We start from the raw sequence: 25,878 nt of genomic DNA on the forward strand, positions 1-25,878 counted from the left end.
TTATATTACCCTGGCGCTTTAATGCCCCTGGGGGGTGTGCGGGACGGCGGGGGGGGTGACCGCGAAGTCCCGTCGTCCGCCCGGGGGGCAGGCGGGACTTTGCGGACACGACCTAGGTGGTGGGGCTCGCGGCGGGCGACTCGCCGGCCAGGACGTCATCGAGTCGCTGGGTGCCCTGTCGGGCCGCCTGCTGCATGGAGTCGTCCTCGCCCCCGTCGAGCCCGCCCGCCGTGACGGTGATCGCGTCGTCGCCGACCCGTACGGCGGCGACGTTCAGGGTCAGGGTGGCGTCGTTGCCGTCCACCGAGCCCTGCACCGTCACGCGCAGGCCCTGCCGGGCGTCGCCCACCTTGGGCACCGAGGTCTCGATGACCTGGACGGTGCGCTTGTCCTTGCCGTCGGTCACGGTGAACTGGGCGCACTTCTCCGGCAGGGTCGCCATCCAGTTCAGGGAGTCCTGCGGGTCGGTCCGGTCATAGGAGGCAACCTGGTACAGGAGGCGGGAGTCGCCCTGCTCGAAGCCGCGCAGCGCGGACGCGCCCGACGGCCGGCCCAGCAGGTCGTCGCCGTACAGGGAGTCGATGAGCCGCTGGCAGTCGGACGCCTCGGCCTTGCCGGACACGAAGTCCGACACGTCGACCGTGCCGACGAGGAGGCTGTCGTGCCAGTTCTCCGCCTCCGTGTCCTCGACCTGTGTCCAGTCGTCCTCGATGTCCGCCTCGGTGATCAGCGCGGTGCGCGCGCCGTCCGTGGAGAGGGTGGCGGTGGGGGAGGGGGTCTGCCGCACCTCGGCGACCTGGGACGCGGTGACGCCGGAGACACGCGAACCGTCCGCCCCGCCCTCGTCCGAGCAGGCGGCGGTGGAGAGCAGCGTGCCCGCCGCCAGGGACGAGGAGAGAACACGGACGAGCCTGGACGGACGACGGGTCATCGGGAGTGCCTCCTGAGAACGTGACGCGTGCCCTCAGCGCACCACCGCTCCCGGTGGCCCACCACCGGCGCCGGACCGTTCGGGTGAGCACCGGCCGCCACCCGGGGCCCACCTGCCGGGCCCTGGCGTCCGGGCACGGGCGCGCTGTTCAATGAAGCTGCACAGTGTGCACCGTCGTCCCGAGCAGAGGAGCCGCCCGTGTCCCCCGCCGTCGTGCCGCCGGTCGGCGCGCGCATCCGGCAGGCGCGCCTGGAGCGCGGGACGAGCCTGCGCGCGCTGGCCCGGGAGATCGGGGTGTCGGCGAGTCTGGTGTCGCAGATCGAGACCGGCAAGAGCCAGCCGTCCGTCAGCACGCTGTACGCGATCACCACGACGCTGGGGATCTCCGTGGAGTCGCTCTTCGACGCCCGGGAGGAGGCTGCGTCGATCCCGCCCACTGCCGTACGTCCGGCGGCCCCATCCGCCGCGCTCCGTCCCGCCACCCGGCCCGCCGCGCTCCGTCCCGCCACCCCGCCCACAGCGCTCCGCCCCGCGGTCCCGCCCGCCGCGCTCCGTCCCGCGGTCCCGCCTGCCGCGTCCCCCGCCACCGTGCCGCTCGCCCTCGCTGCCCTCGCCGCCGAGCCGGGGCGGCGGATCGGGCCGCTGGTCGCCGCGGGCGGGCGCGAGAGGCTGGAGCTGGACTCGGGTGTGGTGTGGGAGCGGCTCGGGCGGGTCCCGGACGCGGAGACCGACTTCCTGCTGGTGACGTACCGGCCCGGGGGTTCGTCCTCCGGCTCGGGAGCGTTGATGCGGCACCCCGGCACCGAGTACGGCTATCTGACCTCCGGCGAGCTGGTCCTCACCCTCGCCTTCGAGGAGTACACACTGCGCCCGGGCGATTCCGTCTGCTTCGAGTCGACGACCCCCCACCGCTACCGCAACGATGGAGAGGTACCCGCGGTGGGCGTCTGGTTCGTGTCCGGTGATGTTCAGTGACACTTGACACCCCTCGCGCACGGGCGTTCACTCCGAAGTGGGGGTGGTCGCCATGGCGATCCGCACATACGGCCCCAACGCCGTCGACTGGGAAGAGCGCATCGACCTGGACCGGCTGCGTGGACAGCGGCTGGCCCGGCTGCACGCCTCACTGAACCGCTCCGAGCTCGGCGCGGTGCTCAGCTTCGACTTCGCCAACATCCGCTACATGACCGCCACCCACATCGGCACCTGGGCGATGGACAAGCTGATCCGCTTCGCCCTGCTGGTGCGCGACGGCCGGCCGGTCGTCTGGGACTTCGGCTCCGCGGCCCGCCACCACCAGCTGTACAACCCGTGGCTCGACCACAGCGACGGCAAGGGCGGCCCGCCCACCGGTGCCCGGGCGGGCATCTCCACCCTGCGCGGCGCCTTCCACCCGGACGCCGGGATCGCCGAGGACGTGGCGGCCGAGATAGCCGCCGAGCTGCGCGCCCATGGCCTGGCGGGCGAGCCGCTCGGCGTCGACGTCGCCGAGATGCCGGTCCTCGCCGCGCTGCGCGCCGAGGGCATCGACGTCGTCGACGGGCAGCAGGTGTTCCTGGAGGCCCGCCGCACCAAGACGGGCGACGAGATCGCCCTGCTCACCCAGGCGTGCGCCATGGTCGACGCGGCGTACGAGGAGCTGTACGGGTACCTGCGCCCGGGGGTGCGCGAGAACGAGTGCGTCGGCGTGGTCAGCAAAGTGCTGTACGACCTCGGCAGCGAGTACGTCGAGGGCGTCAACGCGATCTCGGGCGAACGCTGTTCGCCGCATCCGCACGTCTACAGCGACCGTCTGATCCGCCCCGGCGACCCGGCCTTCTTCGACATCCTGCACAGCCACCTCGGCTACCGCACCTGCTACTACCGCACGTTCGCCGTGGGCAGCGCGTCGCCGGCGCAGCGGGACGCGTACGTGCGCTGCCGGGAGTACATGGACGAGGCGATCGCCCTGGTCCGGCCCGGTGCCACCACCGCCGACATCGTGCGGGCCTGGCCGCGCGCCGAGGAGTTCGGCTTCGCCGACGAGACCGCCGCCTTCGCCCTCCAGTACGGCCACGGCGTCGGCCTGTCGATCTGGGAGAAGCCGATCTTCAGCCGGCTGGTCTCACTGGACCACCCAGAAGTCCTCGAAGAGGGCATGGTGTTCGCCCTGGAGACGTACTGGCCGGCCGCCGACGGCTGGTCCGCCGCCCGGATCGAGGAGGAACTGGTCGTCACCGCCGAGGGCTGCGAGGTCATCACCAAGTTCCCCGCCGAGGAACTGCTGGTGGCCGGGCGCAAGTACTGGACGGTGGGCGGCGAACTGAACACCCGCCGCGAGGCGCAGTCCCACCTCAACACCGCGGACCGCGCGCGGGAGGACACCCGGGACCGCTCGCAGCCGGACCCCGGGGACCGCTCACGCGCGGAAGCCGGGAACCGCTCACGCGCGGAAGCCGGGAACCGCTCACGCGAGGCCGCCGGGAACCGCTCACGCAAGGCCGCCGGAGCCCCTGCGCGGGTGGGCGACCGGGACCGCTCGCACGCGGTCACCGGAGAGCGCTCGCACGCGGACGCCGCGGACACCGCGGACCGTCGGCCGACGAGCCACCGGGACCACTGATGGACGCCACCGTCCTCCTCGACCGGTACGAGCGGATGAACGTCGTCCGCCGCACGGAGAAGGCCGCCCACGACCTGTTCCTGCAGGGGCTGGTGAAGGGCACCACCCACCTCGCCGCCGGGCAGGAGGCGATCGCCGTGGGCGCGAGCGCCGCCCTGCGCCCGGACGACTACGTGTTCGCCACCTACAGAGGCCACCACCATGCCCTCGCCCGGGGCGCCACCCCCGAGGAATGCCTCGCCGAGCTCATGAGCCGGGCGACCGGGCTGTGCCGGGCCAAGGGCGGCTCCATGCACCTGACCAAGGCGGCCACCGGCATGCTCGGCTCGTACGCCGTCGTCGGCGCGCACCTCCCGATGGCGGTGGGAGCCGCCTGGTCGGCCCGGCTGCGCGGCACCGAGCAGCTCGCGGTCGCCTTCTTCGGAGACGGCGCGACCAACATCGGCGCCTTCCACGAGTCGCTCAACCTGGCCGCCGTGTGGAAGCTGCCGGTGCTGTTCGTGTGCGAGAACAACCTCTACATGGAGTACACGCCGATCGCCGACGTCACCGCCGTGGCCCGCCCCGCCGCCGACCGTGCCCCCGCCCACGGCATCCCGGGCGAGGTCGTCGACGGCAACGACGTCGTCGCGGTCGAGGAGGCGGTGGGGCGGCTCGCCCGGCGCGCCCGGGCCGGAGAGGGACCCGCCGTGCTGGAGGCCGAGACCTACCGCCACTTCGGACACAGCCGCGCCGACCCGGCGGCCTATCGTCCGGCCGAGGAGGTCGAACGCTGGCTGAAGCACGACCCGCTGGACCTCGCGCGGGGGCGTCTGGCCGAGCTCGGAGTGGACGAGGAGACGCTCGCCGGGGCCGACGGGCGGGCCCGGGCCGTGGTGGAGCGGGCCGTGGAGGCGGCGAAGGCCGCGCCGCCGCCCGATCCGCGTGAGGCACTGACCGATGTGTGGGCGGACGGGGGTGCCGCATGGCGGACGTGATCACCTACCGGGGCGCCGTCGCCGAGGGCATCGCCCGTGAGATGCGGCGGGACGCGTCGGTGGTGTGCCTCGGGGAGGACATCGGCGCGGCCGGAGGCGTGTTCAGGACGACCGCGGGGCTGCTGGAGGAGTTCGGGCCCGAGCGCGTGTGGGACACGCCCATCTCCGAACAGGCCATCGTGGGCGCGGCGATGGGCGCTGCCATGACCGGGATGCGGCCCGTCGCGGAGATCATGTTCTCCGACTTCCTGGCCTGCTGCTGGGACTACCTCGCCAACGAGATCCCCAAGGTCCGCTACATGACCGGCGGCCAGGTGACCGTGCCCCTCGTCGTGCGCACCGCCAACGGCGGCGGACTCGGCTTCGGCGCCCAGCACTCCCAGGCCACCGAGAACTGGGCCCTGACCGTTCCCGGGCTGAAGATCGCGGCGCCGGCCACACCCGCCGACGTCATCGGCATGCTGGCCGCGGCGATCCGCAGCGACGACCCGGTGGTCTTCTTCGAACACAAGGGGCTGTTCGCGGCCAAGGGCCCCCCGCCCCCGCCCGGTCACGTCGTCGAGCTGGGCCGGGCCGCGGTCGTCCGCGAGGGCGGCGACATCACGCTCGTCGCGCTCGCCTCCACGGTCCCCCTGGCCCTGCGGGCCCCCGGCATCCTGGCAGGGGAGGGCATCGAGGCCGACGTGGTCGACCTGCGCTGCCTCGTCCCGCTCGACGCCGCGACCGTTCTCACCTCGCTGCGCAGGACCTCCCGGCTCGTCACCGTCGAGGAGAACCCGTACCAGGGCGGCTGGGGCGCCACCGTCGTCTCGGTCGTCGCCGACGAGGGATTCGGCCTCCTCGACGCGCCGGTGCGGCGGGTGGCGGGGGAGTGCGTCCCGCTGCCGTTCGCCGACGCGCTGGAGGAACGGGTCATCCCCACCGTCGACAAGATCGTCGCCGAGGTCCGCCGACTCGCCGCCTACTGAGCCGCCCACCCACCACCGCACACCCCATGGGAGGAAGCGCGATGACCACCAGGACACTGCTGCGCTCCGGTCATGTGATCTCGATGGACCCGGGCATCGGCGACCTGCCCCAGGGGGACGTCCTCGTCGAGGACGGCACGATCGCGGCCGTCGAACCCGAGATCAGCGCCGACGCCGAAGTCCTCGACATGACCGGCCACATCGTGATCCCCGGCTTCGTCGACACCCACCGCCACACCTGGGAGGCCCCCATCCGGGGCGTCGCCCCCGACGCCACCCTCGACGACTACTTCGTCGACATCCTCGACACCTTCGCGCCCCTCTACACCCCGCAGGACGTGTACGCCGGCAACCTCGCGGGCGCGCTGGAGTGCCTGAACGCCGGCATCACCACCCTCGTCGACTGGTCGCACATCAACAACACCCCCGAGCACCCGGACGCGGCGATCCAGGGCCTGAGGGAGTCCGGCATCCGGGCGCAGTACGCGTACGGCAGCGCCAACACCTCCCTCGCCGAGTACTGGTTCGAGAGCACGATCGCGATCCCCGCGGACGACGTACGGCGGATCCGGTCGACGCACTTCGCGTCCGACGACGGTCTGCTGACCATGGGCCTCGCCACCCGCGGCCCCGGATTCTGCGTCGACGAGGTCGTCACCGCCGAGTGGGCCCTGGCGCGCGAGCTGGGCCTGCCGATCACCGTGCACGTGGCCATGGGGCGGCTGGCCGGCCGCTTCGGCATGGTGAAGCAGCTCCACGGCCTGGGGCTGCTCGGCCCGGACACCACCTACGTCCACAGCTGCCACCTCAGCGGGGAGGAGTGGCAGATGGTCGCCGACAGCGGCGGCACGGTGTCGGTCGCGCCGCAGGTGGAGCTCCAGATGGGGCACGGCTGGCCGCCCGTGATGCAGGCCGTCGAGTACGGCCTGCGGCCCGCGCTCAGCATCGACGTCGTCACCACCGTGCCGGGCGACATGTTCACCCAGATCCGCGCGGCCTTCGCCGCCGAACGCGCCCGCGTCAACGCCGACTGCTGGCAGGCCAACATGCCCGTGCCCAGAACCATGCTGACAGCACGTCAGATGCTGGAGATCGCCACCGTGAACGGCGCCCACGTAGCCGGTCTCGAGCACCGGGCCGGCTCCCTGACGCCCGGCAAGCGCGCCGACGTCGTCGCGATCGACGCCACCGCCCCCAACGTCGCCCCGGTGCACGACGCGGTGGCCGCGGTGACCCTGTGCGCCGACGTCTCCAACGTGGACACCGTCATCGTCGACGGCGTGATCCACAAGCGCGACGGCCGGCTCCTCGGAGACGCCGCCCGCGCCCTTCGGCTCGTCGGCGAGTCCCGCGACCGGCTCCTCGCGGCGAAGGAGACCAAGGGGGCGAAGGCTCCGGCATGACCGGTCACCTGGTGCGCCACGCCGCCGACCTGCCCGAGACGCCCTTCGACGGTCACGGGTACCGGCGCCAGGCACTGGTCGGCGAGGACGACGGCAGCGTCCACACCGGCTTCGGGCTGTGCGAACTGCTCCCGGGCGGCCGGCTGCCCGCGCATGTGCACTCGTACGAGGAGAGCTTCCACCTCCTCGACGGCGCCGCGATCCTCGAGCTGCCCGAGGGTTCGTACCTGCTGGAGAAGGGTGACTACGGCCTGTTGCCGACCGGCGTCCCGCACGCCTGGCGCGGGGCCGGGGGGTCCGGCGGCCGCTGGGCGGACATGCTGGCCCCGGTGCCGCGCGCCCGCTACGGGCACGACACCCAGGCCGTGCCGGACCTGCCCGCGCGCGAGCCGGCCCGGGTGGACGTGCGCGACCCGCGCACCCGCGGCTTCGGCCGGTTCGAGCCCGCCCACATGGATCCCGGCAGGCAGTCCCAGGACCTGCTGGCCGTCACGGCGAGCATGCGGACCGCGCTGCTGGTCTACAGCGGGATCACGGTGAAGATGATGATCGACGGCGATCTGGGCGCGGTCGCCTCGACCATGTTCATGGTGCAGTACGCGTCCGACGGGGTCATCGGCACCCACGACCACCCCTTCGAGGAGACGTATCTGATCCTGGAGGGCGTCGCGGAGGCCACCCTCGACGGCGAGCGGCACCGGCTGGAGCCCGGTGACGTCGCCTGGGCAGGCGCCGGTTGCGTGCACGGGTTCGTCAACGCCGGGCACGGCCCGCTGCGCTGGCTGGAGACACAGGCGCCGCAACCGCCGTCACGGCACTCGTACCGGTTCACGCGGGACTGGGACTACCTGCGCGCGGCACTGGAGGAGAAATCATGAGCAGTGTGCTCGTCGTCGGCGGCACGTCCGGGATCGGGCTCGAGTTCGCCCGGTCGCGCGCCGGAAACGGAGACGACGTCGTTCTCACCGGCCGCGACACCCAGCGGGCCGAAGCGGTCGCGAAGGAGTTCGGCGCCCGCGGCCTCGCCCTCGACCTGGCACGGCCGCTGGAGATCGCGGCGGCGCTGGCCGGTATGGGGCGCGTCGACCATCTGGTGATCGCGGGCGTCTCCCGGGACGACAACAAGGTGACCGACTACGACATCGACGCCGCCATGACTCTGGTGACCCTCAAACTCGTCGGGTACACGGAGGTGGTGCACACGCTGCGCGGCCGCCTGCACGACGACAGCGCCATCGTGCTGTTCGGCGGCCAGGCCAAGGAACGCCCCTATCCGGGGGCGACGACGGTGGCGACGGTCAACGCCGGGGTGCGGGGCCTGATGAACTCCCTCGCCGTCGAGCTCGCTCCCGTCCGGGTCAACGCCGTGCATCCCGGTGTCGTGGGAGACAGCCCGTACTGGCAGGCCAAACCGGAGAAGGTGCTGGCCACGCTGCGCACCGAGACCCCCACGGGGCGGCTCGCCGCGATGGCGGACGTGGTGGACGCGGTGGATTTCCTGCTGCGCAACCGGTCGGTCAACGCGGTCGAACTGACCGTGGACGGGGGGTGGTTGCTGGGGTGAGCCGACGGCAAGGGGGAAGGCGCCGAGCCGGGTGGCCGCGTGTGCAGCGACGGTAACCGCCCCGGCCCGGCGCGTCGACCGGTTCCTGCCAGGAGGCCGGTGCCGAACGTCTCGGATCGCGCAGCCTGGCCTCGTACAGCGCACGGGGGGTGGCCGACGGCATCGAACCGCGGAGGCGGGCACCGGGCCGACGGGACGGCTCCAGCAGCCGGTACAGCGGCTGGGACTGTCCTGCGGCCCGATGCCCGCCTCCGCGGCGTACTCGGGCTGTTGGGCGGTGCGGCGAGAGTGCGTGCCGGGCGTCGCACGGCAGACGCCACTTTCGCAACAGACCTCAGCCCTTCAGCGGATCGTGCCCGACGGTCATCAGCCGGTGCCTGCGGCGGGTGTCCTCGGCCGTCACCTCGGGCTCGGGCTCGTTCTCGAGGTCCACCTCGTCGGTGACCTTCTCCACGACCTTCCGCATCACGCGCAGGTCGTCCTCGGTCAGATCGGTGCGCCGCTTCTGGAGGATGGCCAGGACGTGCTGCCCGGTGGCCGGGCCCGCCTGGTCCGGCAGCGGCTCGGTGGCCTCGTCGGCGTCACGGACCCGCAGCCACGCCGCGAGTTCCTGCGAGGTCATGTTCACCACGCGGTGGAAGTCCTCCCACAGCGCGTCGAGTTCGAGGGCGTCGGTCATCGCCTGCCCCTTTCCGTACGTGAGTGTTCTGTGCCGGTCCGCCCGCGCGTCAGCGGGGGAAGTTCTCGGCGTCGAACATCCACCGCTGCTTCTCCAGCTCCGCGGTGATGCCGATCAGCAGGTCCTGGGTGACCGGGTCCGCCTTCTCGGTCGCGTCGATGCGCTCGCGCAGCCGGGCGACCGCGTCCTGCAGCGCCTCCACCATCACCTGCACGGCGTCCGAGTCGCGCACCCAGCCCTCCTGCGGGGCGGGCAGCGTGAAGGCCTTGGCGACGGTCTCCGGGCGGCCGTCCGGCGGAACGCCCAGTGCCGCGGACCGCTCCGCGACGGTGTCGGCGAAGTCCCGGGCCGCCGTGACCACCTCGTCGAGCTGGAGGTGGATGGACCGGAACCGCGGTCCGACGATGTTCCAGTGCGCCTGCTTCCCGACCAGCGAGAGCCCGAGCAGATCCACCAAGGTGTCCTGGAGTGCCTCGCAGGCGACCTTTCGGGCGTCGTCGGGCAGGGTGCTCCTCACAGTCGTCATAGGGCGCTTCTCCTCTTCGCGTCGTTCCTTGTCGTCCGGAGCAGTGCGTCGCGCTCCTCCTCACCGGTGCCGCCCCACACGCCCGCGGCCTGGCCGCTGCTCAGCGCGAAGTGCAGGCACTGGTCGGTCACGGGGCAGCGCGCGCAGACCCGCTTCGCGGCGCTCACGTCGCGCAGGGCGGGGCCGGCGGTGCCGACGGGAAAGAACAGCTCGGGGTCCTCGTCCACGCAGGCGGCGCTCCGCAACCACTCCATGAACGCGCGGGTGCCCCGGACGCATCCATGCAAACGCCACGCATGTGCGTCGCCCGACCTGCGATACGGCTGCGGGGGAGCCGTGGGAGGCGCGGAATCTTCACAGGGATCGGCCGAGGGTCTATAGTCCGAAACTAGCAGTGCTAATTAAGCGCGTTGATGCGCGGCGTGAGGAGCCCTACGTGCGTCCCGTCCACTTCGCGGCCGCCCGCCGCACCCCCATCGGCAAGCTACGGGGCTCCCTCTCCTCGGTCCGCCCCGACGACCTCGCCGCGACCGTGGTGCGCGCCCTGGTCACCGGCGTGCCCGCGCTCGACCCGATCCGGATCGACGACGTCTACTGGGGCGCCGCCAACCAGGCCGGCGAGGACAACCGCAACGTCGCCCGCATGGCCGCGCTGCTCGCCGGCCTCCCCGACTCCGTGCCCGGCGCCACCGTCAACCGCCTCTGCGCGTCGGGCCTGGAAGCCGTCACCACGGCCGCCCGCACCATCGCCGCGGGGGAGGCCGACATCGTGATCGCCGGCGGCTCCGAGTCGATGAGCCGCGCCCCGTTCGTCCTGCCCCGCCCCGACGAGGCACTGCCGCACCGTATGGAGACCGTCGACACCCGCCTCGGCTGGCGCCTGGTCAACCCGGCGATGCGTGAACTGCACGGCCTGCTGGCCATGGGGGAGACGGCCGAGGAGGTCGCAGCGCGGTACGGCATCCCGCGCGAACGCCAGGACGACTTCGCCCTGCGCAGCCACCAGCGCGCCGCCCTGGCCCGCAGATACGGCCACTTCGACGACGAACTCCTCCCCGTGGAGCGCCCCGACGGCGTGGTCGTCGACACCGACGAATGCGTCCGCGAGGACACCTCGTACGAGAAGCTGTCCCGGCTCAAGCCGGTCTTCCGTGACGGCGGCACGGTCACCGCGGGCAACGCCTCGCCGATGAACGACGGCGCCGCCGGTCTCCTCCTGGTCAGCGAGGACGCCCTGAACGAGCTGGGCCTCACATCCCTGGGCCGCTATGTCGCCGGTGCCTCCGCCGGTGTCCATCCCGACGTCATGGGCATCGGTCCCGTCCCCGCCACCCGCAAGGTGCTGGCCCGCGCCGGCTGGAGCGTCGGCGACCTGGAGGAGGCCGAGTTCAACGAGGCCTTCGCCGCACAGGCACTGGCCTGCGTCGACCAGCTGGGCATCGACCCGGAGCTGGTCAATCCGAGCGGCGGCGCCATCGCGCTGGGCCACCCGCTGGGCTGCTCCGGAGCCCGCATCCTGACGACGCTGCTGCACCGGATGCGGCGAACGGGAGCGGGGCGGGGACTGGCCACGATGTGCGTCGGGGTGGGCCAGGGGAGCGCGATCCTCGTCGAGCGGCCCTAGCGGCGGCGAACGTTCCCAGCGGCAGGCGAACGCACCTCGCGGGAGTCGCACCGCTCCTTGCGGCGGTCGTACCTTCCTCGTGGCGGTCGAACGCCCCCGGCGGCACCCGCGGGGCCCATCAGGCGAGACAGCGCTTACGAGCACCCGTTCGTTGCACATAGCATCAGTGTTCGCATGAACACCACGACGCTCTGGCACATCACCGGCTGGGAGTTCGCCGCCCTCGCCTTCGCGGCCCTGCTCGTCGGCTTCTCGAAGACCGCCGTGAGCGGGGCCAACACGGTCAGCCTCGCCGTCTTCGCGGCGGTGCTCCCCGCCCGCGCCTCCACCGGCGTGCTGCTGCCCATCCTGATCGCCGGCGATCTCCTGGCCGTCGCCACCTACCGGCGGCACGCCCACTGGCCCACGCTGTGGCGACTGTTCCCCGCGGTCGCCGCGGGCGTGGTCGTCGGCACGGTGTTCCTGCTCTGGGCGGACGACGCGATCGTACGGACCTCCATCGGCGCGATCCTGCTGCTGATGGCGGCCGTGACGGTGTGGCGCCGGCGTACAGCCGACAAGGAGGAGGAACCGGAGCCGGTCACCACCCGCTCGGGCCGCCTCAAGGCCCGCTCCTACGGTGTCCTCGGCGGCTTCACCACCATGGTGGCCAACGCGGGCGGGCCCGTGATGTCGATGTACCTGCTCTCCGCGGGCTTCCGCAAGCTCGGCTTCCTCGGCACCTCCGCCTTCTTCTTCCTGATCGTCAACGTCTCCAAGCTGCCCTTCAGCGCGGGCCTCGGCCTGATCGACGGCCACTCGCTCCTTCTCGACCTGGCGCTCGTGGCGTTCGTCGTGCCCGGCGCGCTGTTCGGCAAGTGGGCCGTGCACCGGATCAACCAGCGGCTGTTCGAGCGGCTCGTCATCGCGGCGACGATCGTCGGCGGTCTGCAGCTACTGCTGCGCTGAGTCCCGCAGCAGTGCCGGAAGGTCCGCGAAGGAGCCGATGACGTGGCCGGGCGTGCCGTCGGCAGCCCGGAGCGTCTCCTCCTGGAACTTCCCGGTCCGCACGAGCACCCCGGTGAGGCCGGCCCGCTGCGCCGCCAGCACGTCGGACTCGACGTCGTCGCCGACCATCACCGCCTCGTCCGCGCCGACGCCCAGCCGGGCGAGCGCCGACGCGAAGAACGCCCGGGCCGGCTTGCCGGTGACCTCGGCCTCCACCCGCGCGGCCCGCTCCAGCCCGGCCAGGAACGCTCCGGAGTCCAGCCGCAGACCCTCGGCCGTACGCCAGTACAGGTTGCGGTGCATCGCCACCAGCCGGGCCCCGCGCTGCAGATGCCCGAAGGCCCGGTCCAGCGCCGCGTAGCCGAACTCGGGACCGGCACCGCCGACCAGGACGACATCCGGCACACTGCCGGTGTCGCCCGGCTCGACGACGGTGACACCGTCCAGGTCCTCCGCGATGTCGCCGCTGTTCAGCAACGCGCACCGGGCACCGGGACAGTGCTCGGCCAGATACGCGGCGGTGGCGGCCGGCGCCGTCAGGATGTCCTCGGCGGACACCGGGAACCCCGCCCCGGCCAGCGTCCCGGCGATCGACGCCCTGGTACGCGAGGTGGTGTTGGTGACCAGCAGGACGCCGAGCCCGGCCTCCCGGATCTCCCGCAACGCCTCGACGGCCCCGGGCAGCGGCCGCCACGAGACGGTGAGCACCCCGTCGATGTCCACGAGCACGGCACGCACGGACTCCATGGCAGGACGATAGCCACGCCCAGCGGCCTTCGCCGCTCGGCACCACTGCCGCTGTCGGTGGGTCCCCGCCCCACCCTCCGCCGCACCGCACCTCGTAGGCTCGACGCCGTGTCCCCTCACGTCCTGATCCTCGGCGGCACGACCGAGGCCCGTACCCTGGCCGCGGCGCTGTCCAGCCGTCCCGGCGTCCGCGTCACGACCTCCCTCGCCGGGCGCGTCGCCAAGCCGGGAGCGCTCGACGGGGAGGTACGCGTCGGAGGTTTCGGCGGGGCCGGGGGACTGGCCGGATGGCTGCGGGAGGAGGGCGTGGACGCGCTCGTCGACGCCACACACCCCTTCGCCGAGTCGATCACGGCCAACGCGTCCCGCGCCGCTGCCGAGATCGGCGTCCCCGCCGTGGTGCTCCGCCGCCCCGGATGGCGCCCCGGCCCCGGAGACCAGTGGCACCCCGTCCCCTCACTGGACGCCGCAGCGGACCTGCTCCCGACCCTGGGCCGCCGGGTGCTCCTCACCACCGGGCGCCTCGGCCTGGCCTCCTTCGCCCACCTTTCGCGCCTGTACTTCGTCGTGCGGTCGGTGGATCCCCCCGGGCCGCCGATGCCGCCCGACACCCATGTGCTGCTCGCCCGCGGCCCGTTCACCGTCCCCGGGGAGACGGCCCTGCTGCGCGAGCACCGCATCGACGTCCTGGTGACCAAGGACAGCGGGGGAGCGGCCACGGCGGCCAAACTGACGGCGGCCCGGGACCTCGGGCTGCCGGTCGTGGTCGTGGGGCGGCCGCCGCTGCCGGACGGCGTGACGGCCGTACCCGATGTGGAGGGCGTGCTGGAACGGCTGGGGCTCGGATAGGCCATCACACCGAGCCGGCCGCGAAGGACTTCTCCGCGGTCTGCTCATCCATCGTCAGCGCCTGCGTGCACAGGCCCGTGCCGCTGCCTCGCACGAACGAGTACGGGGTTCCGGATCGGGCTTCGTGCGCATGCCGGAACGTCCGCACGGAGGCTCGGTGATGGCCCGTCAGCCCCGTCAGCCCCGTAAGCCCCGTCAGCCGCGGGGATGCCGGCGCAGCAGGTACGTGTCCATGATCCAGCCCTTGCGCTCACGGGCCTCGGCCCGCAACCGCTCGATGCGCGGGGCGGCCTCGGCGATCGGGCCGGTGACGAGGATCTCGTCCGGGGTGCCGATGTAGGCGCCCCAGTAGATGTCGACGTCCTCCGCCACGTACTGCCGGAAGGTCTGGTGCGCGTCGAGCATGACCACCACGTCGTCCACGCCCTCCGGGAAACCCTCCGCCAACCGCCGGCCGGTGGTGATCTGCACCGGGCCGGCGACGCGGTTGAGACCCGTGCGGTGACGGGCGACCAGGGCAGAGACGCTGCTGATCCCGGGCACCACGTCGTATTCGAACGTCACGTTGCCCCGCTGAAGCACCTCCTCCAGGATCCCCAGCGTGCTGTCGTACAGCGACGGGTCGCCCCACACCAGGAACGCGCCCGTCTGCTCCTCGCCGAGCTCCTCGGAGATCAGCCGCTCGTAGATGTCGGCGCGGGCGGTGCGCCAGTCCCCGACGGCGGGGGAGTAGGCCGCGCCGCCGGCGCTGCGGTCCCGCTCCGGGTCACGCGCCTCGACGACGCGGTACGTCCCCTCGGGTACGTGCGCGTCGAGCATGTCCCGGCGGAGCCCGGTGAGATCCGCCTTCACCTCGCCCTTCTCCAGGATGAAGAACACGTCCGTGCTCCGCAGCGCCCTGACCGCCTGGAGAGTGAGCTGGTCGGGGTCGCCCGCGCCGATACCGATGACATGAATCTTTCGCACGCCCCGAGTCTGCCGCACGGGGATGGGGCAAGGTTCACCGCGGTCGGATCACCGGCCCCCGGATCGGCGCCCGGCTCCCCCGGCCCGCAGCCGGGGCGCCCGCGCTCCCGCGTCCACCGCCCGGCCGTCCCGCTCCACCTCCTCGGCCAGCTCCCGCGCCCACGACGCCACGCCTACGACGTCGATCCCGTGCGGCAGTGCCTGCCCGGCCTCGGACACCCAGGCCTCGGCCGCTCCGGCCCCGCGCCTCAGGAGCCGGGCCCCGCCCGTCAGATTTCCCCGGGCGGCGTGCGTGAGTCCCACGGCGAGCTGGGCGAGCCCCCGCCACAGCTCGCGCTCCCGGTCGGGCCCCGACTTCCAGGCGTCCTCGAAGACCTCGTGCGCGTGGAACGGCTTGCCCTCGTCCAGCAGCCGCTGCGCCTGCGCGACGGTCTCCTCGGGGGTGCGGACGACGCCCTCCGGCTGCCGGGGCACACCGTCCGCGCCGTACGGCAGGGGCCGTCCGAGCCCGTCCCGGGGCCGGGCGTTGCGCGCCCGCCCCTCACCGTCACGGTCCCGTGTGCCGCTCGGCCGGCCCGAGCCGGTCTCTCCTGTGCTGCCCATACGTCGATTGTCCCGCCCGGCCCGTTTTCGGCGTGGCCAGGGGTGTGGGGTAAGGTGCTGTTCGCGCGATCACGCGGCTCACCGCGGGTGGCGCGCACCGGGACGTGGCGCAGCTTGGTAGCGCACTTGACTGGGGGTCAAGGGGTCGCAGGTTCAAATCCTGTCGTCCCGACGGTGCGGGACATGGAAATGTCCAGGTCGTGGCCTCGTTCCATTGAATGGGACGAGGCCACGACTGATTTCGGACCGCTTTCTCACGAGTCCCCACACGCTGACTGCGACGTCGAGCGCCAAGCTGCTACCGGATCGGGCGGCGCGGACGTGTGCCTACAGCGGGTTGTCCGGGCTCGACGACGCGCTGGCCGTGGGCCGGGCGGGCCGGGTGGGCTTCGTCCGGCTGAGCTCATCGATCGGCTGATCGGGGCTCCTGAGGTGGCTGACGATCGGCTCAGTAGCAAACATGACCCATGCCTGAAGACGAACCCTGACCTCTGACTGGCTGCTCCGACTCCGGGCCTGCAAGGATGGCCCCATGAGCAAACTTTGTGCAGGTTTCCGGGCAAGGGCTTGACAGGATGATCGGAAGGTCATCGGCGGGCTGGTGGGTGGGCGGCCGGTCCGGCTGACGTCGCTGATCACCCGCACGGGCCGTACGCTGCGCCAGGTGCCGGCCCGAAGAGACGAACAGGAGGAGCTCAGGTGCTGAGACAACCGGTCACGTCGCGCGGTAAGGAGACGAGGGGCAAGATCCTCGATGCGGGTGCCCGCCTCTTCGCGGAGCGTGGTTACCTCGGCACCGATGTCCAGGACATCGTGAAGGAGTCGGGGGTGGGAAGGGGCGCCTTCTACCACCACTTCCGGACCGGCGACGGCGCCAGCGCGAAGGAACGCGTCGCGCACGCGGTGGTCAGCGAGTCCTTCGTCATGGACTTCCTGCCGCAGGCGGTCCTGCCCCGCCTCCAGGCCGTGATCGACGCCTCGATGCTCCTCGCGGTGGCGTCACCCCGGGTGACGGTGGTCCGGGCCGCCCTGCGGATCGCCCTGGAGCAGGGGCACCCGCTCTACGGCTTTCTGTGGAAGGGGTACATCCCCGTGGTCGACGGCTGGCTGACGGAGGCGGGCGAGCTCGGGGAGCTCCTGCCGGGTGTCGTGCCGCAGGAGGTGGCCACCGTCTGGGTCGACGGGTACACGGGTGCCGACGCCCGCTGCCGCCACGACTACGAGCAGTTGCCGGGGGAGATCGCCAAGCTGAACCGGCTGATGGTCCGGGCAGTTGCCACGCCGGAGACGATGATGCGGCTGGACGTCTCCGTGGAGCGCGGCCTCTCGCTCTTCCGCGACTCCGAGTTGGCCGGCCTGGGCGAGCTGCCGGGCCCCTGAGATGAGGGTCTCCTTCCGCCTCCCCCGATGACCGCCGCCCGAGTCCGGGCGGCCGTCACGTCCGGCCTGTCCGCCATGCCCTGCTCGGAGCGGCCCAACTCCGGCGTCGGACAGCTCAGTCCACACTGAACCGAATGGTGCCGTTCTGTGCAGTCAACGCCCGTCATGCTTGAGGTTGAAAGCAAACACTGCGCATGGTTTGATCTCGTCACGCAGCTGGCCCCGCTCAGGAATTCGGGACGGACTCCGACCTGAACCGGTGATCGGCGTACCGCCGCTTGCGTTCCTGGCGCTCTTCGCCGCACTTCGCCTGCCCGACCGGGTGAGGTGCCCGGCCGCTGACGGTCACGCAGCAAGGCTGCACAGCAGCCTGGAACTTAACGGAGAGACTCTTATGACGTCCGCAGGAAACAGTGCGGTGAGAAAGCTCAAGAAAGTAGCGGTGGGCATCACCACCGCTGGTCTCGTGGTGGCCGGAGGCATAGCCACCACGGTGGCTGTCGCCGGTCCCGCCGCCGCCGTGGGGTCGTCCGCGTGCACTGGCGACGGCTCGGGGCTCGGAACGGCGAAGACCACGACCGGTATCAACCTGCGTAACGGTCCGAGCACGAGCTACGCCATCCTGGGGTTCCTCGGGAAGGGGACGAAAATCGACCCCGAGTGCACCGATGGGAGTTGGCTCTACGGCAAGGTCCTCACCGGTGCCAACGCCGGCACATGGGGATGGGTCAGCATCCCCTACCTCGACCCGGCCTGATCCACGAAGGCGCTGAGCGCGAAGGGTCTCGCAGGCCGAAGCCTGCGGGGCCCTTCACCGCGTGTATGACCATCCCGGCCTGGCCTTGCCCGGCCCGGGATGGGACGGCTCGCTGCGCTGCGGGAAGGGGCGGGCACCGCGCCCGGCCGGACGCGGTGCACCGGCACCGTGGGACCGTGGAGGGGAACGGCATCCGGACCTCCGGAAGGAGCACCGGCCATGACCACCCACCCGGCCCACCCCGCCGCCCGCTCGATCAGGACCACCCCGGAAGGCCTCATGTGGGAGCCCAGCGAGCGCTGGGTGCGCGGCCGCAAGGGCGACGTCACCGTCGTCGACAGCCGGCACCCGGTGCTCGTCTGGGAGCCCCACCTGCCCGTGCCGCAGTACGCCTTCCCGAAGGAGGACGTCCGCACCGACCTGCTCCGCCCGGCCGTGAGCCCGCCCACGGGCGCCCACACCGGCTCCCGGGTCTTCTACGACCTCGACGCGGGCGGCGAGGTGCGCGAGAACGCGGCCTGGACGTTCCCCGTCGACGACCTGGCCGGCCACATCGCCTTCGAATGGTTCCTGCGCACCGACACGGGCCTCGACCACTGGTACGAGGAGGACGAGGAGATCTTCATCCACCCCCGTGACCCGCACAAACGGGTCGACGCACTGCCGAGCAGCCGGCACGTGCAGGTCGAGATCGACGGGCAGGCCGTCGCCGACAGCCACGCCCCCGTCCTGCTCTTCGAGACGTCCCTGCCGACCCGGTACTACCTCCCTCGCGAGGACGTCCGCCTCGACCTGTTCGACGCCACCGACCACCACACCGGATGCCCCTACAAGGGCACCGCCTCCTACTGGTCCTGGCGCGGCGGGGCCGACGTGCCGCCCGACCTCGTGTGGACCTATCCCGAGCCGCTGCCCGCCGTGGCGGCGATCCGGGGGCGCGTCGCCTTCTTCAACGAGGTCGTCGACATCACGGTGGACGGCGAGCGCCTGGAGCGGCCGGACACACCGTTCAGCCGGATGCTGCGCAGGGGGCGCCGCTCGTGAAGTTGTCGAGCAGGGCATCCAGCCCGGCCGCGACGCCCCGCACCCGGCTTCGGGGCCGGGTCAGGGCCGCACCAGCAACTGGAAGTCGAACGAGTAGTGCGAGGCCCGGTAGATGTGCGTCCCGTACTCGACCGGGCGCCCGGTGTCGTCGTACGCCGTGCGCTGCATCGTGAGCAGCGCCGCCCCCTCCTCCTCGTCCAGACGGGACGCCTCGTCCGCCGTGGCCGCGCGGGCGCCGACGGTCTGGCGGGCGCTGTGCAGGGTGATGCCCGCCGAGCGCATCACGCGGTACAGGCCGGTCGACTCCAGGCGGGCGCCGTCGAGGTCCAGCAGGGACGCCGGAAGGTAGTTGCGCAGCAGTGCCACCGGCCGGCCGTGGGTGCGGCGCAGCCGGTCCAGGACGGTCACCTCGCCGCCCTCCGGCACACCGAGGGCTGCGGCCACGTCGCAGGCGGCCGGGACGATCTCGTTGCGCACCACCTCGGTGGTCGGCCCCTGCCCGGCCGCCTCCAGGTCGTCGTAGAGGCTGCTCAGCTCCAGCGGGCGTCTGACCTGGCTGTGCACCACCTGCGTGCCCACGCCTCGTCGCCGGACCAGCAGTCCCTTGTCGACGAGGGACTGGATGGCCTGGCGGACGGTGGGGCGGGACAGGCCGAGGCGGACCGACAGGTCCACCTCGTTGCCCAGGAGGTTCCCCGGGGCGAGGATCCCGCGCTCGATCGCCGCCTCCAACTGCTGCGCGAGCTGGTGGTAGAGCGGTACGGGGCTGCTCCGGTCCAGGGCGAAGTCCAGTGCGCCGAGTGCCTCAGCGGCCGTGGTGCGGGCCCGGTCACCGGACTTCGCCATGGACGAACCCCCTTACGGGTGTCAGGAGTTGCTCGGGAAGCCGAGGTTGATGCCGCCGTCGGACGGGTCGGGCCAGCGGGTGGTGATGACCTTGCCCTGGGTGTAGAAGGCGATGCCGTCGTTGCCGTAGATGTGCAGGTCGCCGAAGAGGGAGTCCTTCCAGCCGCCGAAGGAGTGGTAGCCGACGGGGACCGGGATCGGCACGTTGACGCCGACCATGCCCGCCTTGACCTCCAGCTGGAAGCGGCGGGCCGCGCCGCCGTCCCGGGTGAAGATCGCGGTGCCGTTGCCCCAGCGCGAGGAGTTGATCAGCTGGATGGCCTCTTCGTACGTCTCCGCCCGGACGACCGCCAGCACCGGGCCGAAGATCTCGTCCTTGTACGCGTCCGCCGTCAGCGGCACCCGGTCCAGCAGGGAGACACCGAGGAAGAAGCCGTCCTCATGGCCGTCGACCGAGAAGCCCGTGCCGTCGACGACGACCTCGGCGCCCTGCTCGGCGGCCGACGCCACGTACGACGCCACCTTGTCGCGGTGCTCGCGCGTGATGAGCGGACCCATCTCGGACGCCGGGTCGTCGCCGGGGCCGATCCTCAGCTTCTTCGCCCGCTCGGCGATCTTGCCGACCAGCTCGTCACCGATGTCGCCCACGGCCACGACCACCGACACGGCCATGCAGCGCTCGCCCGCCGAGCCGTAAGCGGCGTTGATCGCCTGGTCGGCGGCCAGTTCCAGATCGGCGTCGGGCAGCACCAGCATGTGGTTCTTGGCGCCGCCCAGGGCCTGCACCCGCTTGCCGTGCTCGACGGCCGCTCGCTGGATGTACTTGGCGATCGGCGTCGAGCCGACGAAGGACACCGCCTCGACGTCCGGGTGCTCCAGGATGCGGTCCACGGCCGTCTTGTCGCCCTGCACGACGTTCAGGACACCCTCCGGCAGCCCCGCCTCGGTGGCCAGCTCGGCCAGCCTGAGGGACGCCGACGGGTCCTTCTCCGAAGGCTTCAGCACGAAGGTGTTGCCGCAGGCGATCGCCAGCGGGAACATCCACATCGGCACCATCGCCGGGAAGTTGAACGGCGTGATGCCGGCGACCACGCCCAGCGGCTGGCGGATCGAGGCGACGTCGACCCGGGTGGAGACCTGGGTGGACAGCTCGCCCTTGAGCTGGACGGAGATCCCGCACGCCAGCTCCACGATCTCCATGCCGCGCGCGACCTCGCCGAGCGCGTCGGAGTGCACCTTGCCGTGCTCGGCGGTGATCAGCCGGGCGATCTCGTCGCGGTGGGCGTCGAGCAGCTCGCGGTACTTGAAGAGGATCGCCGTGCGCTTGGCCAGGGAGGACTCACCCCAGCTCGTGAAGGCGGCCTTGGCGGAGGCGACCGCGGCGTCGACCTCGTCGACGGACGCGAACGCGACCTGCTTCTCCTGGGCGCCGGTCGCCGGGTTGTAGACGGGGCCGAACCGGCCGGAGGTGCCCTCGACGGGCTTGCCGTCGATCCAGTGGGTGATGGTCTTCATGGTGCGCAAGGGCCTTTCGTGGAGCCTGGGTTCAGAGGTTTTCAGAGGTGACGGCGGCGGTCCGCGACCTGGCGGTCGTAGCGCTCGCGGGCCTCGACGGCCGCCTCGCGGGAGGCGGTCTCGGCCACCGGCACGTCCCACCAGGCCTCGGCCGGGGGAGCTGTCGGGGTCGGGTCGGTCTCGACGTACACACACGTCGGGCGGTCGGAGACGCGGGCCGCGGCCAGTGCCTCGCGCAGCTCGCGCACCGTCTTGGCGCGCAGCACGTCCATGCCGAGGCTGGCCGCGTTGGCGGCGAGGTCGACGGGCAGCGGTGCGCCGGTGAAGGTGCCGTCGGCGGCCCGGAAGCGGTAGGCGGTGCCGAACCGCTCGCCGCCCGTCTCCTGCGACAGTCCGCCGATGGAGGCGTAGCCGTGGTTCTGGAGCAGGACGATGTTGACCGGCAGGCCCTCCTGGACGGCGGTGACGATCTCCGTCGGCATCATCAGGTAGGTTCCGTCGCCGACCAGCGCCCAGACCGGGGTGCCCGGGGCGGCCTGCTGGACGCCGATGCCGGCCGGGATCTCGTAGCCCATGCAGGAGTAGCCGTATTCCAGGTGGTACTGGCGCGGGCTGCGCGAGCGCCACAGCTTGTGCAGGTCGCCGGGGAGCGAACCGGCTGCGTTGATCACCACGTCGTCGTCGCCGACGGTCGCGTCCAGAGCGCCGAGCACCTGCGTCTGGGTCGGCACCGCGCTGTCGTCGTCGGCCCGGTAGGCGGCCTCGACGACCTCGTCCCACCGCTCCTTGCCGGCGCGGTACTCCGCCTCGTACGCCTCCGGCACCCGGTGCCCGGCCAGCCCCTCGGCCAGCCTCTCCAGGCCCGACCGCGCGTCGCACACCAGCGTCCGCGCGGCCAGCTTGTGCGCGTCGAAGCCGGTGATGTTGAGGTTGAGGAACCGTACGTCCGGGTTCTGGAACAGGGTGCCCGAGGCGGTGGTGAAGTCGGTGTAGCGGGTGCCGACGCCGATCACCAGGTCGGCGGTGCGGGCGAGTTCGTCGCTGACGGCGGTGCCGGTGTGGCCGATGCCGCCGAGGTCGGCGGGGTGGTCGTGGCGCAGCGAGCCCTTGCCTGCCTGGGTGGAGGCGACGGGGATACCGGTGGCCTCCACGAACGCCTTCAGTGCCGCTTCCGCCTCACTGTGGTGCACGCCGCCGCCCGCCACGATCAGCGGCCGCCCGGCCGACCGGATCGCCTCGACGGCAGCCGTGAGTTCCACCGGGTCCGGCGCGGGACGCCGTACGTACCAGACACGCTCGGCGAAGAACTCCTCCGGCCAGTCGTACGCCTCCGCCTGCACGTCCTGGGGCAGGGCGAGGGTGACGGCGCCGGTCTCGACCGGGTCGGCGAGCACGCGCATCGCCTGCAGCGCCGAGGGGATCAGCGCCTCGGGGCGGGTGATCCGGTCGAAGTACCTCGACACCGGGCGCAGCGTGTCGTTGACCGACACGTCGGCCTCGACGGGGTGCTCCAGCTGCTGGAGCAGCGGGTCGGGGGCGTGCGAGGCGAAGTAGTCACCGGGCAGGAGCAGCACCGGCAGCCGGTTGATCGTCGCCAGGGCCGCGCCCGTGACCAGGTTGGTGGCGCCCGGGCCGATCGAGGTGGTCACCGCCTGCGCGGACAGACGGTCCAGCTGCCGGGCGTATCCGACCGCCGCGTGCACCATGGACTGTTCGTTGCGGCCCTGGTGGTAGGGCATCACATCGGCGTACTCGACCAGCGCCTGGCCGATGCCGGCAACGTTGCCATGGCCGAAGATGCCCCAGGTCCCGGCGATCAGCCGGCGGCGCACGCCGTCCCGCTCGGTGTACTGGGCGGACAGGAACCGCACCAGCGCCTGGGCGGTCGTCAGTCGGCGGGTGGGGGCGCTCATACGGAGGTCTCCGGGGCGGTGTAGAGGGGGAGCCGGGGGTCGACCGGCTGGGCCGGCCAGGTGTCGCGGACCCAGGCGTGGTCGGGGTGGTCGCAGATCAGCCAGGCGCGCTCGGCCTCCGGGCCCGCCATGACGTTCAGGTAGTACATGTGGTGGCCGGGCGTGGCCATCGACGGCCCGTGCCAGCCGTCCGGGATGAGGACGACGTCGCCGTCACGGACCTCGGCCAGCACGTCGGTGTCCCGGCCCGGGCCGGACGGGGAGACACGCTGGTAGCCGAGGCCGGGGATGCCGTCGTGCCCGGCGAACTCGAAGTAGTAGATCTCCTCCAGCACGGACTCCTCGCCGGGCCGGTGCTCGTCGTGCTTGTGCGGCGGGAACGACGACCAGTTGCCGCCCGGGGTGATCACCTCGACCGCGATGAGCTTGTCGCACTCGAAGACCCCGGCCGTGCCGAAGTTGTTCACCTGCCGGGAGCAGTTCCCGGTGCCCCGCAGCTCCACGGGCACCTCGGAGGCCGGGCCGTAGCGGGCGGGCAGCCGGCGGGTGCAGCGCGCGCCGGTCAGCGCGAACCGGCCGCCGCCCGCGGACGTCACGGTCGCACGGGCGTCGCGCGGCACGTACGCGAAGTCGCTGACTCCGCTGAACACGTCGGCGCGGCCCTGGAGTTCGAAGGTGTCCTGGCCGAAGTCGTCCGCCGCGGCGACCGTGCAGCCGCCGCTCAGCGGGACGACGATCCACTCGCTGTCACCGGTGTCGAAGGAGTGCGTGCCGCCGGGCGGCAGTTCCAGGACCCGCAGGCTGGAGTGGCCCCAGCCGGCCTTCTCGGGCGTGACGTCGACGGCGTAGGGGCCGCCGAGGGCCTTGCCGGCGGGAAGGTGGTACGTCATTGCATCCTCCGGATCACAGCAGACCGACGGCCGTGTCCACGGCCTCTTCCACGCTGCCCCCGGCCGGGTAGAGCAGCGACCGTCCGACCACCATGCCCTGGACGGTGGGCAGCCGCAGGGCCTTGCGCCAGCGTTCGTAGGCCCCTTCCTGGTCCTCGCCCACCTCGCCGCCGAGCAGCACGACCGGCAGGGTGGAGGTCTCCAGGACCTCGGCCATGTCGTCCGGGTCGTCGGTGACGGGCAGCTTCAGCCAGGTGTAGGCCGAAGTGCCGCCCAGTCCCGAGGCGATGGCGATCGACCTGGTGACGGCTTCGGCGGACAGGTCGTTGCGGACCCTGCCGTCGACCCGCCGGGACATGAACGGCTCGACGAACAGAGGGAGGCGTTCAGCCGCCATGGCGTCGATCGCCCGCGCGGTCGACTCCAGGGTGGTCAGCGAGCCCGGGTCGTCGTAGTCGATGCGGACCAGCAGCTTGCCCGCGTCGAAGCGGAGCCGGGCGATGTCCTCGGCGCGGTGGCCGGTGAAGCGGTCGTCCATCTCGAACGAGGCTCCGGCCAGGCCGCCGCGGTTCATGGAGCCCATGACAACCTTGTCGTCGAGGACGCCGAGGAGCAGCAGGTCCTCCAGGATGTCGGCGGTGGCGAGCACCCCGTCGACGCCGGGCCGCGACAGCGCGGTGCACAGCCGCCGCAGCAGGTCCGCGCGGTTGGCCATGGCCAGGCGCCGGTCTCCGACCCCGAGGGCGCCGCGGGCCGGGTGGTCGGCGGCCACGATCATCAGGCGACCGCTCGTACCGAGCAGCGGGCGGCGCACCCGGCGGGCGGCCGCTTCCGCGACCGCCTCGGGGTTGCGGGCTCTGACCGTGGTGAGGTCGGGGATGCCGATGTTCAAGGAAGGCTCCGTTTCAGTGGCTCGTGCCCGGCGACGGCACCCCGGCGAGGAGGTCGGCGACCTCGGACTCGGTGGGCATCGCCGAGGAGCAGGCGAGGCGGGAGGCGACGAGGGCGCCGGCGGCGTTGGCGTGGCGCATGGTCCGCTCCAGGTCCCAGCCGGCGAGCAGACCGTGACAGAGCGAGCCGCCGAAGGCGTCACCCGCTCCCAGGCCGTTGACCACCTCGACCGGCACCGGCGGGACCTCGGCCCGGGTGCCGTCGCGGTGCACGGCCAGGACGCCCTTGGGCCCCTGCTTGACGACGGCCAGCTCCACGCCCGCCTCCAGCAGCGCGTCCGCGCAGGCCTGCGGCTCGCGCACGCCGGTGGCGATCTCGCACTCGTCGAGGTTGCCGACCGCGACGGTGGCGTGCCGCAGGGCCTCGCGGTAGTAGGGGCGGGCCTCCTCGGGGTCGCGCCAGAACATCGGGCGCCAGTCGAGGTCGAAGACGGTGGTGCCGGCCTTGTCGCGGGCCTTGAGGGCGGCGAGCGTCGCGGAGCGGCTCGGCTCCTCGCTCAGGCCGGTGCCGGTGATCCAGAAGATGCGGGCGTCGCGGACGGCGAAGAAGTCCAGCTCGTCGGTGTGGATCTCCAGGTCCGGCGCCTTGGGGCGGCGGTAGAAGTACAGCGGGAAGTCGTCCGGCGGGAAGATCTCGCAGAACGTGACCGGCGTCGGGTACGCCGCGACCGGGGTGACCCAGCGGTCGTCGACGCCGAAACCCTTCAGCTCCTCGTGCAGATACGTGCCGAACGGGTCGTCGCCGGTGCGCGTGATCACCGCCGTACGGCGTCCGAGACGGGCGGCGGCGACCGCCACATTGGCCGCGGAACCTCCCAGGAACTTCCCGAACGTCTCCACTTTCTCCAAGGGGACGCCGGTCTGCAGGGGGTAGAGGTCGACCCCGATGCGGCCCATCGTGATCACATCGAAATACTGGGCTGGCTCGGCCATGCGCGACCTCCTCGGGGAGCTGGGGATGCGGGTCCTGGGGCGTCCTGGCACGGTGGGGCGGGGATCCACGGGACCTGCTGCCCCCCAGGTGTAGGTCCCGGAGGGCGCCACTGTCAATAGTTTGTACTTACATTCGGACCTGCTCGTGAAATGATGTCTTAACAAAGTATTGACAGCGAGCGCGGCAGGGACTTGTATCCCGTGGCATCACGACAGTCCGCTTG

Annotated in this window: 25 protein-coding genes, 1 tRNA gene and 1 pseudogene; 14 read left to right on the plus strand and 13 right to left on the minus strand. The window is 72.1% G+C overall.

Features of this window, described 5'->3' with window-relative positions; translation table 11 throughout:
- Nucleotides 1-112: 112 nt before the first annotated feature.
- Nucleotides 113-931 (minus strand): hypothetical protein, encoded by an 819-nt coding sequence (locus tag ACFCXS_RS15925; RefSeq protein ID WP_376643856.1) that lies wholly within the window; start codon nt 929-931, stop codon nt 113-115.
- Nucleotides 932-1,129: 198 nt separating this feature from the next.
- Between ACFCXS_RS15925 and ACFCXS_RS15930 the strand changes: the two genes are divergently transcribed.
- The 7 genes and pseudogenes from ACFCXS_RS15930 to ACFCXS_RS15960 all read left to right on the plus strand — a co-directional run bounded on the left by ACFCXS_RS15930 (nt 1,130) and on the right by ACFCXS_RS15960 (nt 8,445).
- Nucleotides 1,130-1,906 carry a helix-turn-helix domain-containing protein gene (locus ACFCXS_RS15930; RefSeq protein WP_376643857.1) on the plus strand — a complete coding sequence of 259 codons (777 nt, stop codon included), beginning with the start codon at nt 1,130-1,132 and terminating at the stop codon, nt 1,904-1,906.
- A 52-nt stretch (nt 1,907-1,958) separates the two neighbouring features.
- Nucleotides 1,959-3,275 (plus strand): annotated as a pseudogene (locus ACFCXS_RS15935) (M24 family metallopeptidase); the annotation flags it as partial.
- Nucleotides 3,276-3,532: 257 nt separating this feature from the next.
- Entirely contained in the window at nt 3,533-4,510 is a 978-nt protein-coding gene (locus tag ACFCXS_RS15940; RefSeq protein ID WP_376643858.1) for a thiamine pyrophosphate-dependent dehydrogenase E1 component subunit alpha, read from the plus strand.
- Nucleotides 4,498-5,478, plus strand: a complete 981-nt coding sequence (locus ACFCXS_RS15945) for an alpha-ketoacid dehydrogenase subunit beta (protein WP_376643859.1) — start codon at nt 4,498-4,500, stop codon at nt 5,476-5,478. Before ACFCXS_RS15940 ends, ACFCXS_RS15945 begins: the two co-directional genes overlap by 13 nt.
- Before the next feature lie 41 nt (nt 5,479-5,519).
- Nucleotides 5,520-6,881, plus strand: coding sequence for an amidohydrolase family protein (locus ACFCXS_RS15950; protein WP_376643861.1), 1,362 nt, complete (start codon nt 5,520-5,522; stop codon nt 6,879-6,881).
- Nucleotides 6,878-7,759: a cupin domain-containing protein gene (locus ACFCXS_RS15955; protein ID WP_376643862.1), complete on the plus strand. Its 882-nt coding sequence runs from the start codon at nt 6,878-6,880 to the stop codon at nt 7,757-7,759. Before ACFCXS_RS15950 ends, ACFCXS_RS15955 begins: the two co-directional genes overlap by 4 nt.
- Nucleotides 7,756-8,445 (plus strand): SDR family oxidoreductase, encoded by a 690-nt coding sequence (locus tag ACFCXS_RS15960; protein ID WP_376643863.1) that lies wholly within the window; start codon nt 7,756-7,758, stop codon nt 8,443-8,445. The genes ACFCXS_RS15955 and ACFCXS_RS15960 overlap by 4 nt, the downstream gene beginning before the upstream one ends.
- A 334-nt stretch (nt 8,446-8,779) precedes the next feature.
- On the opposite strand, the gene ACFCXS_RS15965 is transcribed toward ACFCXS_RS15960, so the two are convergent.
- Genes ACFCXS_RS15965 through ACFCXS_RS15975 form a run of 3 tightly spaced genes read right to left on the minus strand, consistent with a single transcriptional unit; the run spans nt 8,780 to nt 9,904 of the window.
- Nucleotides 8,780-9,124 (minus strand): DUF3140 domain-containing protein, encoded by a 345-nt coding sequence (locus tag ACFCXS_RS15965; protein WP_376643864.1) that lies wholly within the window; start codon nt 9,122-9,124, stop codon nt 8,780-8,782.
- A 49-nt stretch (nt 9,125-9,173) separates the two neighbouring features.
- Nucleotides 9,174-9,650 (minus strand): Dps family protein, encoded by a 477-nt coding sequence (locus tag ACFCXS_RS15970; RefSeq protein ID WP_376643865.1) that lies wholly within the window; start codon nt 9,648-9,650, stop codon nt 9,174-9,176.
- Complete coding sequence (locus ACFCXS_RS15975) at nt 9,647-9,904, minus strand: WhiB family transcriptional regulator (RefSeq protein ID WP_376643866.1); 258 nt, start codon at nt 9,902-9,904, stop codon at nt 9,647-9,649. The genes ACFCXS_RS15970 and ACFCXS_RS15975 overlap by 4 nt, the downstream gene beginning before the upstream one ends.
- Nucleotides 9,905-10,086: 182 nt before the next feature.
- On the opposite strand from ACFCXS_RS15975, the gene ACFCXS_RS15980 reads away from it, so the two are divergent.
- Together ACFCXS_RS15980 and ACFCXS_RS15985 are read left to right on the plus strand one after the other, a co-directional pair.
- Nucleotides 10,087-11,274 (plus strand): thiolase family protein, encoded by a 1,188-nt coding sequence (locus ACFCXS_RS15980; protein WP_376643867.1) that lies wholly within the window; start codon nt 10,087-10,089, stop codon nt 11,272-11,274.
- A gap of 174 nt (nt 11,275-11,448) precedes the next feature.
- The gene (locus ACFCXS_RS15985) at nt 11,449-12,222 is read left to right on the plus strand and encodes a sulfite exporter TauE/SafE family protein (protein ID WP_376643868.1); all 774 of its coding nucleotides are present in this window, start codon (nt 11,449-11,451) and stop codon (nt 12,220-12,222) included.
- On the opposite strand, the gene ACFCXS_RS15990 is transcribed toward ACFCXS_RS15985, so the two are convergent.
- Nucleotides 12,208-13,128: an HAD-IIA family hydrolase gene (locus ACFCXS_RS15990; protein ID WP_376643869.1), complete on the minus strand. Its 921-nt coding sequence runs from the start codon at nt 13,126-13,128 to the stop codon at nt 12,208-12,210. The genes ACFCXS_RS15985 and ACFCXS_RS15990 overlap by 15 nt on opposite strands.
- Here ACFCXS_RS15990 and ACFCXS_RS15995 point away from each other — a divergent pair.
- On the plus strand, nt 13,117-13,857 hold the full coding sequence (locus ACFCXS_RS15995) for a cobalt-precorrin-6A reductase (protein WP_376643870.1): 741 nt from the start codon (nt 13,117-13,119) through the stop codon (nt 13,855-13,857). The genes ACFCXS_RS15990 and ACFCXS_RS15995 overlap by 12 nt on opposite strands.
- 195 nt (nt 13,858-14,052) lie before the next feature.
- Here ACFCXS_RS15995 and cobF read toward each other — a convergent pair whose 3' ends face one another.
- Together cobF and ACFCXS_RS16005 are read right to left on the minus strand one after the other, a co-directional pair.
- Nucleotides 14,053-14,823 carry a precorrin-6A synthase (deacetylating) gene (gene cobF / locus ACFCXS_RS16000; protein ID WP_376643871.1) on the minus strand — a complete coding sequence of 257 codons (771 nt, stop codon included), beginning with the start codon at nt 14,821-14,823 and terminating at the stop codon, nt 14,053-14,055.
- Between the two features lie 48 nt (nt 14,824-14,871).
- Nucleotides 14,872-15,426, minus strand: coding sequence for a DUF309 domain-containing protein (locus ACFCXS_RS16005; protein WP_376643873.1), 555 nt, complete (start codon nt 15,424-15,426; stop codon nt 14,872-14,874).
- Nucleotides 15,427-15,524: 98 nt separating this feature from the next.
- Here ACFCXS_RS16005 and ACFCXS_RS16010 point away from each other — a divergent pair.
- The 4 genes from ACFCXS_RS16010 to ACFCXS_RS16025 all read left to right on the plus strand — a co-directional run bounded on the left by ACFCXS_RS16010 (nt 15,525) and on the right by ACFCXS_RS16025 (nt 18,607).
- Nucleotides 15,525-15,598, plus strand: a tRNA-Pro gene (locus ACFCXS_RS16010).
- A 527-nt stretch (nt 15,599-16,125) separates the two neighbouring features.
- Nucleotides 16,126-16,806, plus strand: coding sequence for a TetR family transcriptional regulator (locus tag ACFCXS_RS16015; RefSeq protein WP_376643874.1), 681 nt, complete (start codon nt 16,126-16,128; stop codon nt 16,804-16,806).
- A 418-nt stretch (nt 16,807-17,224) separates the two neighbouring features.
- Nucleotides 17,225-17,563, plus strand: a complete 339-nt coding sequence (locus ACFCXS_RS16020) for an SH3 domain-containing protein (protein ID WP_376643875.1) — start codon at nt 17,225-17,227, stop codon at nt 17,561-17,563.
- Between the two features lie 219 nt (nt 17,564-17,782).
- Nucleotides 17,783-18,607 carry a DUF427 domain-containing protein gene (locus tag ACFCXS_RS16025; protein ID WP_376643876.1) on the plus strand — a complete coding sequence of 275 codons (825 nt, stop codon included), beginning with the start codon at nt 17,783-17,785 and terminating at the stop codon, nt 18,605-18,607.
- Between the two features lie 60 nt (nt 18,608-18,667).
- On the opposite strand, the gene ACFCXS_RS16030 is transcribed toward ACFCXS_RS16025, so the two are convergent.
- The 6 genes from ACFCXS_RS16030 to iolC are packed head-to-tail and all read right to left on the minus strand — an operon-like array spanning nt 18,668 to nt 25,654.
- Nucleotides 18,668-19,453: a GntR family transcriptional regulator gene (locus tag ACFCXS_RS16030; RefSeq protein ID WP_376643877.1), complete on the minus strand. Its 786-nt coding sequence runs from the start codon at nt 19,451-19,453 to the stop codon at nt 18,668-18,670.
- Between the two features lie 21 nt (nt 19,454-19,474).
- A complete protein-coding gene (locus ACFCXS_RS16035; protein WP_376643878.1) occupies nt 19,475-20,968 on the minus strand; it encodes a CoA-acylating methylmalonate-semialdehyde dehydrogenase in 1,494 nt (497 codons plus the stop codon).
- Nucleotides 20,969-21,009: 41 nt separating this feature from the next.
- Entirely contained in the window at nt 21,010-22,881 is a 1,872-nt protein-coding gene (iolD, locus tag ACFCXS_RS16040; protein WP_376643879.1) for a 3D-(3,5/4)-trihydroxycyclohexane-1,2-dione acylhydrolase (decyclizing), read from the minus strand.
- Nucleotides 22,878-23,771, minus strand: coding sequence for a 5-deoxy-glucuronate isomerase (gene iolB, locus ACFCXS_RS16045; RefSeq protein ID WP_376643881.1), 894 nt, complete (start codon nt 23,769-23,771; stop codon nt 22,878-22,880). Before iolB ends, iolD begins: the two co-directional genes overlap by 4 nt.
- 13 nt (nt 23,772-23,784) lie before the next feature.
- Complete coding sequence (locus tag ACFCXS_RS16050; RefSeq protein WP_376643882.1) at nt 23,785-24,663, minus strand: deoxyribose-phosphate aldolase; 879 nt, start codon at nt 24,661-24,663, stop codon at nt 23,785-23,787.
- A gap of 13 nt (nt 24,664-24,676) precedes the next feature.
- Nucleotides 24,677-25,654, minus strand: a complete 978-nt coding sequence (gene iolC / locus ACFCXS_RS16055) for a 5-dehydro-2-deoxygluconokinase (RefSeq protein ID WP_376643883.1) — start codon at nt 25,652-25,654, stop codon at nt 24,677-24,679.
- Nucleotides 25,655-25,878 lie beyond the last annotated feature (224 nt).

The sequence above is a fragment of the Streptomyces sp. NPDC056373 genome, from assembly GCF_042262425.1.
Lineage (GTDB): Bacteria > Actinomycetota > Actinomycetes > Streptomycetales > Streptomycetaceae > Streptomyces.